Genomic DNA, 8,495 nt, shown 5'->3' with positions numbered 1-8,495 from the left:
GGCCTACACCGAACGGCCCATCGAGATTCCATGGAGATTAGCGAAAACCAACGCCGCAGCAGTCATCGAGCCCACGGACCAGAGTCAATCCGATCCCAAGCTTCTCCAGGCCATTGTCCGCGCCCACGCCTGGCTCAACGATCTCACTTCAGGTCGCTACAACTCAATCGGGGCGCTCGCTGAAGACATCAAACTCCATCCCAAAATAATTCGTCAGCAGCTCCGCCTCGCGTTCCTCGCGCCGTCAATCACGGAAGCGGTACTTTCGGAGAAAGCTGGAGGTGCGCTGACACTGCGGTCAATTCCGAAATTGCTGCCGATTTCCTGGGCGAAGCAATACTAAGAAGGTTCTTTAAGAACAGGTTCCACGCACATCACCGTCGCATTACCCCGACAGCCGGAGCGATGCTCCTCGTTCCTGGAGCCACAAGCGTATTTCCGAAGCTGTGACGGTTCCGACGCCGGGTTCGGACAAGAGTTCTTCCCAGGTGTAGGCTGAGGCGATTTCGACGAGATGGCGGCTGCGCTTGGCGATTGTCCGGCCTCCGAGCGGGGCGTGGCGGCCATGAAGCAGCGCCTCGACGGCACGACGCGGAAGGCTGCGACGCAAAACGCTCTCCTTTGGTTTTGGACAGAACGCCAGGACGTCATATTCCTCGATATCGAGACGCACGGCGATCTCGCGAACGCCGAGCCCGACGGAGCGCAACACCGCCACCTCGTCGCGCAGCCAGCCGAGGAAGCGACGGCGGTTGTAATCGCGTTGCCGCGGCGCCTGGCGCGACCGCGGCTTTGACGGCGGCGCAGCCGGCTGAACGGGAACACCGACATCCTTGACCAGCGTCAGCATGGGCGATCTCCTTGTGTGCCGGATAAAGCGGCTTTCGATTTCGACTATCGCTACTTCACGAATCTCGCCACCCGCGCCAGCACGGCGCTGACGCCGTTGAGCGAGGTAGCGAGCTCGTCGTCTGAGGTTCGTTCGTGTGAAGGTGACATTATCTGTTGAACCTGATTGGGACGGAGAGGGTGATGGATCCGCCGCCGACGTTGGAGGGAGGGGCTGGGACGGGGCTGGCGCGGCGCGGCAGCGACACCGCCTCGGCGTCGAGCGCGGAATCGCCGGCCGAGCGTACGACCTGCCGCGATTGTCCGGATGTTACGCATCATGGGTATGATCTTTCGTTGCGAGCGTCGCCACCGGCTGGCGTGCTCTGGAGGTCCGGAACCGGCCGGCATGCGGTCCACTTCCCGGACGAGATGCTCTGTTGACTCGTTGTCCGTCGTTGATGGCACTCTCGACCATGGCTATCCCCTCGCGAGAGGCTCAATGGGCTTCAGCCTTGCGGCGCGATACGCCGGCATTGATTCAGAGATGCCTGTCAGAAACCACGCATCTCGACCAAACTCGTTACCTCGGCTTCGCGCTATGGTGCGATGTAGTTGCTCGAATGGCAGATCCCAGCGGCGTCATCCAATGCGCCCGCCAACTCAGGATCATCGTTACCGCGCAGGCCGCGAGCGAGATGAGCGTTCCCCACATCAGTGATCCGAAACCCGGACCGTCGCGCCACAACGCAAGCGACAGACCGAGTGCGAGCAGCGCATAGCCCGCAATGCGAAGCGTGATCTTGGCGACGCGCGACAGCGACGGCGCTGCCACGACCAGCCGCCAATTGCGATCCTGGCTAAGCGCGAGTAGGGCAAACCCGAAATGCAGGACGAGGACCAGTGCAACGAACGACAGAATGCTGTTCATCACGCTACTCCGCAGGGTAAAGTTCGGCGCTCCGGACGTTCGCAGCGCCTGCCGACGCACCGGCGGCGCGGCACCGCAGCTTGCGCGCGGTCAGCGCGGCGGTAGCCGCCCCTACAAGCAGAAGCAGGTCCATGCCGGCCACAGACCAGAGATGCGGATGCATGAGGCTGCGGACGAGATGGGCGCCGGTCGTGATCCAGTTGAGCGCGACAGCGGCGACGCCGAATGCCGCAATGGTCCAACACTGCTCGATCCAGGCGCGGGACGGCCGCAGCCAGGCATGGCCGAACGCGGCAATCCAGACGAGGTAGAAGGCCCAGACTTCAAGCGCCGCGCGCTCATATCCCGCAAACGTCGTCCCGAGCGGCAGCAAGCGGTTGGCGACGAAAAAGGCGAGCGTGGCGATCACGATGCCGGTCGTGCCGCCGATCGTCAGATCCTCGACGATGCGCACGCCGGGGACACCCGCCTGCGCATGTCTCTTGCGCCGCGCATCGATCCAATAGAGATAGCCGGCCGCAATCATCACGCAGCCCGACAGACCAAGCACGAAATAGAACCACCGCAACATCCAATGCCGGAACTGGATCTGATGAAGTCCTGCGATGAAGCGTTGCCCGTTCATCACCGGCCTTGGCGCGACGCTGTGATGCAGCAAGGCGCCGGTCGCGGCGTCGAAAGAGGCGACGTCGGTCAGGCGCGTGACGCGATTCGTGCCGAGCCTGCTAATTCTCACATAGGCCCCCGCATCGCCCGGATGGTAAACCTGTATCGAACTCGGCCTATCGCCGCTCCACAGCCTTTGCATCTCGGCAACCATTGCATCGAGCGAAGCAAGCTCGCCGGGCTTGTTGAGTTTCGAACGCGCATAAATGCCGAAAGCCTCGACGTTAAGCGTCTGCTGGTTCGGATAGGCCGTCTGCCAGCCGCTCGGGAAATAGATCGACCAGAAGATGATGAGGCCAGACAGCGTGATGACGACGTGGAACGGCAGGCCGAGCACCCCGGCGACGTTATGAAGATCGAGCAGCATCCGGCGCGGCTGTTTCCGTGGCCGGAATGTGAAGAAATCGGCGAAGATCTTGCGATGGATAACGACGCCGGAGATGCAAAGCGCCAGCATGGCCATGCTAGCGAGCCCGACGAGCCAGATGCCGATTTGCTGGAAGCGAATGTGCAGCATGTAATGGAACGGATAGATGAACCGCCTGCCGGCCAAGGTGCCGGGATCGGGCAGAGCGGCGCCGGTCGATGGATCGATAAATTGGCGAACCTGGCCTGAGACGTCGTTATACGCGAGCCACAGAACAGGCTCGCGTTCCGTCGGCAGGATCACGGACCAGACTGGAGCCCTCGCCTTAACCGCCGCTTCATAGGACGGCCGCAACGCATCGAAGGAGATGTTTGTCTCCGGTATAGTGAGCCGCGTCATCGGCATCATCCAGCGGTCGATCTCCCGATCGAACACAGCGAGCGTGCCCATCCAGAAGATTGCGAACAGCAGGCCGCCCAACACCACGCCCGCCCAGGTGTGCAGCCAGTCCATGGATTGCCGGAAGGTCGGCTCCATTCAGCCCCCCAAGCCCAAGAGAGACGCAAAGCCGAATCCGCTACCCGCAAGAAACGCGAGGACGTAGCCGAGACGCCACAGTCGTCGTTCAGCGAAGCTCCAGAGCAGCAGCACGAGATAGATGATGAAGCCAAGCATCGAGGCAAGCACCACGGCCTCGCTGCGGGGCAACGTCGTCGCGACGGGCAGCTGTAGCGAAAAGTGCGGTCAGGCCGGCCGAGGCAGTATAACCACCGATAATGGCTAAAAGCACCCGAACAGCAATGAAGGAAACTCGGGCAACCACCGTCATCAAAAATCCGTCGTTAGTGACAGGCGAAACGTTCGGGGCGAACACGCCCTGTAAGGGTCAGCCCTTGCACGAACGTAAGATCCCATTCGCCGGCAATGTTAAATTCAAGCTTTGGAGCGGAACGAGTCTGCCAACCATCGGTCAACCCAAGTGTCTAGCCATGGCATCGCCTCTCAGAACGTGACCCTATTCGCTACTCGGGATAAGCAGCCAGGATCAGACGACGAACGTCAGAAGTTAAATGTGGTAGACAACAAGAACGTACGAGGCACTCCCATGTTCAATCCGTGATTGGATGGAAAATTCGAAAAAGCAGTGGCCCAGTAATTTCTATCGAGCACATTCTGTACATTGAAGCGGATGGTAATAGGCTTCCCCTCGTTTTCGAACACATAGCGCGCTCCCAAATCAAAGCGCTGCCAATCGGGAATGCTTTGGGTGTTTGCGGCGTCGATATATTGTGAGCTGGTGTAGATCATGCGTCCCGACACCGTCAAACCAGGCACGAAGGGCGTGTCCCATTCTAAGCCTAGATTGAGTTGCATACGAGGCACCCCAGGGACGGTTTTGCCGTCGTTCGCCGCATTAGCAGTCTTCACCTGAACAGCATCGTAGAATGCTACACCGCCGAGCACTCGAACAGTCTCCACAATCTGGCCAAACGAATTGAATTCCAGACCACGATTGCGCAACTCCCCATCGAGTTTCTGGCTGCTGAGCGGTGTTCCTATAATCGTAATTACGCTTGGCTGCGCGATCTCGAAGGCGCTTATCGTGGTGGTAAGTGTTCCCCAATCTACTTTGACTCCTGCTTCCTTTTGTATGCTGACGTAGGGAGGAAATATTTCCCCAGCATTTGCAAATGCTGGCCCAACGATTGCACCTTGCTGTAGTCCTTCGATATAATTTCCGTAGAGGGATACGTTCTCCCATGGTTTGACGATTAGTCCGAAAGACGGAGATAGCGCTGACTTAAAATAACGATCCGTTTGAAGCCCGGTAGCGGTGCTAAAGCTTTCCGATTGCGCATACTGTTGCCGAACACCGGCGATGAATTGCACTCTCTCGTCCAATATTGAAAGGACATCTGAAACTGCTAATCCGGAGTATTCTATTTCAGATGCTTTCCTCGCATCGGGTCTGGCGATCGAGATCGGCGCGACAATTACAGGGCTATAGATATTCGATGCGATCGCAGGACCGTTGGCAACATTGTTGGCGAATTGGGAGAACATGCGTGAGGCACTCAGAGTAACACCGTGGACTACTGGGCCCGTCGCAAAGTGACCACGCAGACCAATTTCCTGGGTATTTGAATTGACCTCTTCAGGCAAGAACCTGGTGGTTTGCGTTATATTCCCCGCGCTATTCGTTATCGTATTAGTGAAGATATATAGGGACTCAGCCTTGGTGTAACGTCCGCCCATGGCCGCAAACGCCGTCCAATCTGGAGAAAGATCAATCTCGCCGCGCAGAGCTCCGAATGTTTCTGCGGTATCGACGTAGGTCCATGGTTGCGCCCAATTGTTGGTAGCGTTCGGCGCTGCTGGAACCGGAAGGCCCGCTGCTACGTAAGTGGGGCGTACAGGCGCTTGGGTGTGCTGTTTCTGGTAGCCCAGGTCAGCAGACAAACGTATCGCCTCCCCTCTGTAGTCTAGGCCAAAGACGCTGGAACCCACTTCCCTTGATTGATGATCAACGGCCGTGGCACCGTCCCTGTAAACACCATTGAAGCGTACCCCAAATTCCTTTGACGAGCCGTAACGGCGACCGATATCGACGTGGCCGCCGACTTGAGACCGTGAAAAGAAAGCAGGAGTGACCTGGGTAATTGGTTCGTCGGTAGCACGTTTGGGAACGATATTTACAGAGCCGCCAATGCTTCCTTGGGGCGGAAGACCATTGAGGAGAGCGCTAGGACCCTTGAGTATTTCAACCCGCTCGGCGAATTCCGGTGAAACCGAATATAACGGGACGACGCCATACATGCCATTGAGCGCAACATCCTGGTTGCTGGTAGCAAAGCCACGGATAATTAGCGGATCAGTATAACTCGATCCCGACCATGACCCCCGGACGGAGGGATCATTTGCGGCAATATCCGCGATACTGCGAGCTTGTTGGTCTTGTATCAGCTTCGACGTATAGCTCGTCTGATTGAACGGCGTGTTCATTACATTGCGGGCGCCGAGGATACCGACTTGTCCTCCGCTGGCGACCTGTCCGCCCGCATATACTGGGGGCAGATTGCCGATCAGCGCGTTCGGATTGCTCGCACCCTGCACATCAATAGTGTCGAGCGCAATCGCGCCAGCCGGCATCGCGCCAGTGGCTGTCGTTGCACCAGGCCCCTCAATCGTCACAGTGTTCGCATTGGTGAAGCGGTAGGTGAGTCCGGTGCCCGCCAGCAGCCGCTCGATCGCCTGCACCGGCGTGAACGAACCCTGCAACGCAGGCGCAAAACGACCGGCCGAAAGAGCAGCGCTATAGGCCAGCCGCAAGCCGCTACGCTGCGCAACAGCAGTCAGCGCCGCAGTGAGCGGTTGCGCTGGAATATTATACGCGACGGCATTAGCCGCAGGCTGCGCAACGGCCGCGTCGAGCGAAGAAATCAGGCCAATTGCCGACGATGCCGCTAAAACCGCCTTGAAAAAGTGATCCCGCTGCCGCGAATCCATAAACGCCCCCGTCTCCACTCGTTTTCGAGGGCACCGAAGCATTCGCGCCTTCCCTGGCCCTCAAAGACTTAGACCGGCCGGAGCGGAAAATCCTCAACGAGACGCACAAAAAAGTTCAGAATGGGCATCAGCCTGAAATAACAACCAGATACGGTGAGAGCCGGCGGACAGAAATCGGAAGGCCGCTCGCCAAAGCATCGAGAGATTCGTCTGGCGTCCGCAGATTCAGAACTGCGTTCACAAGGAGCTTCGCTGTTCCCTCTCCACGAATAACGAGCCAACCTTGATGATAGCTTCGCAGGGCGGCCACGACATCTCCGAGGGTTCTGTTCTCGGCAATATACATTCCCTTGCGCCATGCCGTCGTTACTGACGAAGCCTGCGTGGCGATGGGGCCGATATGACCATTCGCATCAATGGTGACGGCCTGGCTTTCGAAAACTCTCAACCGCTCCAAGGACCCGCTACGGGACGACGAAGCGACCTCAACAGCATGTTGTGTCACCGATATCGAGACAGCGCCGTCTGCAAGATTAGAGTCTACGTCGAATGCCGTACCGAGCGCGGTGACGAGAACGTCGCTGATCTCGACTCTGAACGGCCGCGCGCTTTCAGGCTCAACCTCGAAAAAGGCCTGCCCGCCAATCAAAACAACACGCCGTTCCAATTGGGAGAACGCAAGAGCAATGCCTGAACGGGCATTCAACGTTGCACGCGAGCCATCGGGGAGCGTCACGGTGCGCGTCTCGCCAAGGCCTGTTTCGTAATCGGCGTTTCGATTTCGGAAAGCAGCCGTCGCCCACAGGCTCCCGCCGAGCACCACAAACCCCGCAACACCTGTCAGGATGGTCCGGCGTGTCTGACCGGACTTGATCGGGCGACCAGGTTTGACGATGCCAGTTTGCGGATCAAGGTGAAGGTAGCCAGCATCGGTCCACAGAGCTTCGGCCTCCCGTGCGGCTTCTTCATGCTCGTCGCTGCGCTTTCTCCATATCTCAAAGCCGCGACGATCGGCAGCCGTGGCCGTCCCCGAATTCAGCCTCATGACCCAGCGCAGTGCTTCGTCAGAGGCTTCGGGCGATGGCAGCGGGCGTTTCGGTTGATCTTGGCTCACAGCGACCCATCAGAGACATATAGAGCTATCGAATGCAGCTCCGTCTCTATAGACCGCATTGGGAACCAAAATCCTCAATCGCCGAGCTAAAAAGAGCCATCCTCGCGGCGCAGATTGCGGGCGTGCCGCAGCGCACGCATGATGTGCTTTTCGACCATGCTCACCGAGATTCCAAGCGACAGCGCGATCTCCTGATGACCACGCCCCTCGATCTTGTTCAGAATGAACGCTCGGCGGCAGGCTGCGGGAAGTTCGTTGAGCGCTACAACAAGACGGGCAAGCTGTTGCTTTTGCTCAAATGTCGTGAGTGGATCGGCTTCAGATGCAATGTCATCGACCGTGTCAATATCGACGCGATAAGACCACTCAACCCTCCGTCTGGCTGTAAAATCGACGGCTGCATTCCGCGCCGCGGTGAACAGATAGGTCTTGGGATGGACAATGGCACCGGCCTGCGTACCGCGACCCGCGATGTTCATATAAGCATCCTGGGCGATTTCCTCGCCATCGTCACGATCACCGACCAGACGCGTGGCAAAGCGCACGAGATCACGGTGATGCAAGCGAAACATCTCCGATAGAAGGCTGCCGATCATTTTCATGTCGGCCTCACCACCCGATTTTCACCGGCGTACAGGGTAGAGATGTCGGCCATGCGAGCGGGAACGCGACGGACAGCGTTTTTGCCATCACTAAAGACACTCGTCACCTTTACTAGGTGGATGCGCATACGTTCCTCGGAATGAGCCGAGAGCGTGGGCGCGGTTCTTGTTACCAGCTCACGATCCCCGATCATCCGGATTGGTAGAATAAAGCGGAAAACTCTGCAATCTCAATAATTTTGATCGGTTCTAAATGACAAAATGCCCCCAACCCCATATGGGGTGCGACCTGTTCCATAATTCAACGACGTCAACGTATTGGGATTCCTTCTAGGTCGTAGTGACGATTTAACGTTTTTGGGATTTCCACGGAGGGTCAAATCAGATTCAACGCTGATTTTTGGAGGTCAGCGATGGATTGCGATGCGCTTCGGGATGATCAGTGGGAGGCGGATCAAGGGGTTTGTGCCGGGTAGCACT

At 58.0% G+C, this 8,495-nt stretch carries 8 protein-coding genes and 1 pseudogene; 1 reads left to right on the top strand and 8 read right to left on the bottom strand.

Annotated elements, in window-relative coordinates; all coding sequences use genetic code 11:
* Positions 1–343: pseudogene (locus tag NWI01_RS18170) on the top strand (recombinase family protein); the annotation flags it as partial.
* A 42-nt stretch (positions 344–385) separates the two neighbouring features.
* Here the strand turns inward: NWI01_RS18170 and NWI01_RS18165 are convergent.
* The 8 genes from NWI01_RS18165 to NWI01_RS18135 form a co-directional block, all read right to left on the bottom strand.
* Positions 386–850 carry a hypothetical protein gene (locus tag NWI01_RS18165; protein ID WP_141385347.1) on the bottom strand — a complete coding sequence of 155 codons (465 nt, stop codon included), beginning with the start codon at positions 848–850 and terminating at the stop codon, positions 386–388.
* Between the two features lie 148 nt (positions 851–998).
* Positions 999–1,097, bottom strand: a complete 99-nt coding sequence (locus NWI01_RS19980) for a hypothetical protein (protein WP_244613890.1) — start codon at positions 1,095–1,097, stop codon at positions 999–1,001.
* A gap of 314 nt (positions 1,098–1,411) precedes the next feature.
* Positions 1,412–1,759, bottom strand: coding sequence for a DUF3325 domain-containing protein (locus NWI01_RS18155; RefSeq protein ID WP_141385346.1), 348 nt, complete (start codon positions 1,757–1,759; stop codon positions 1,412–1,414).
* Positions 1,760–1,763: 4 nt separating this feature from the next.
* Positions 1,764–3,329: a PepSY-associated TM helix domain-containing protein gene (locus NWI01_RS18150; RefSeq protein WP_141385345.1), complete on the bottom strand. Its 1,566-nt coding sequence runs from the start codon at positions 3,327–3,329 to the stop codon at positions 1,764–1,766.
* On the bottom strand, positions 3,330–3,500 hold the full coding sequence (locus NWI01_RS19215; RefSeq protein ID WP_181410585.1) for a hypothetical protein: 171 nt from the start codon (positions 3,498–3,500) through the stop codon (positions 3,330–3,332). It abuts the gene before it with no gap.
* Between the two features lie 351 nt (positions 3,501–3,851).
* Positions 3,852–6,299, bottom strand: coding sequence for a TonB-dependent receptor (locus NWI01_RS18145; RefSeq protein WP_181410584.1), 2,448 nt, complete (start codon positions 6,297–6,299; stop codon positions 3,852–3,854).
* A 127-nt stretch (positions 6,300–6,426) separates the two neighbouring features.
* On the bottom strand, positions 6,427–7,413 hold the full coding sequence (locus tag NWI01_RS18140) for a FecR family protein (protein WP_244613889.1): 987 nt from the start codon (positions 7,411–7,413) through the stop codon (positions 6,427–6,429).
* A gap of 86 nt (positions 7,414–7,499) precedes the next feature.
* Complete coding sequence (locus tag NWI01_RS18135) at positions 7,500–8,015, bottom strand: sigma-70 family RNA polymerase sigma factor (RefSeq protein ID WP_244613888.1); 516 nt, start codon at positions 8,013–8,015, stop codon at positions 7,500–7,502.
* Positions 8,016–8,495: the final 480 nt, after the last annotated feature.

This window comes from Nitrobacter winogradskyi (genome assembly GCF_006539545.1).
In the GTDB taxonomy this organism is placed as follows: Bacteria; Pseudomonadota; Alphaproteobacteria; order Rhizobiales; family Xanthobacteraceae; genus Nitrobacter; species Nitrobacter winogradskyi_A.
The sequence above is the reverse complement of the archived record's forward strand: the minus strand, read 5'-3'. Positions and strand labels throughout refer to the sequence as shown.

Excerpts from the sequence above, each read along its gene's own strand:
- NWI01_RS18165 (WP_141385347.1), bottom strand. The coding sequence starts at position 850 with ATGCTGACGCTGGTCAAGGATGTCGGTGTTCCCGTTCAGCCGGCTGCG.
- NWI01_RS18155 (WP_141385346.1), bottom strand. The coding sequence starts at position 1,759 with ATGAACAGCATTCTGTCGTTCGTTGCACTGGTCCTCGTCCTGCATTTC.
- NWI01_RS18150 (WP_141385345.1), bottom strand. The coding sequence starts at position 3,329 with ATGGAGCCGACCTTCCGGCAATCCATGGACTGGCTGCACACCTGGGCG.
- NWI01_RS18145 (WP_181410584.1), bottom strand. The coding sequence starts at position 6,299 with ATGGATTCGCGGCAGCGGGATCACTTTTTCAAGGCGGTTTTAGCGGCA.
- NWI01_RS18135 (WP_244613888.1), bottom strand. The coding sequence starts at position 8,015 with ATGAAAATGATCGGCAGCCTTCTATCGGAGATGTTTCGCTTGCATCAC.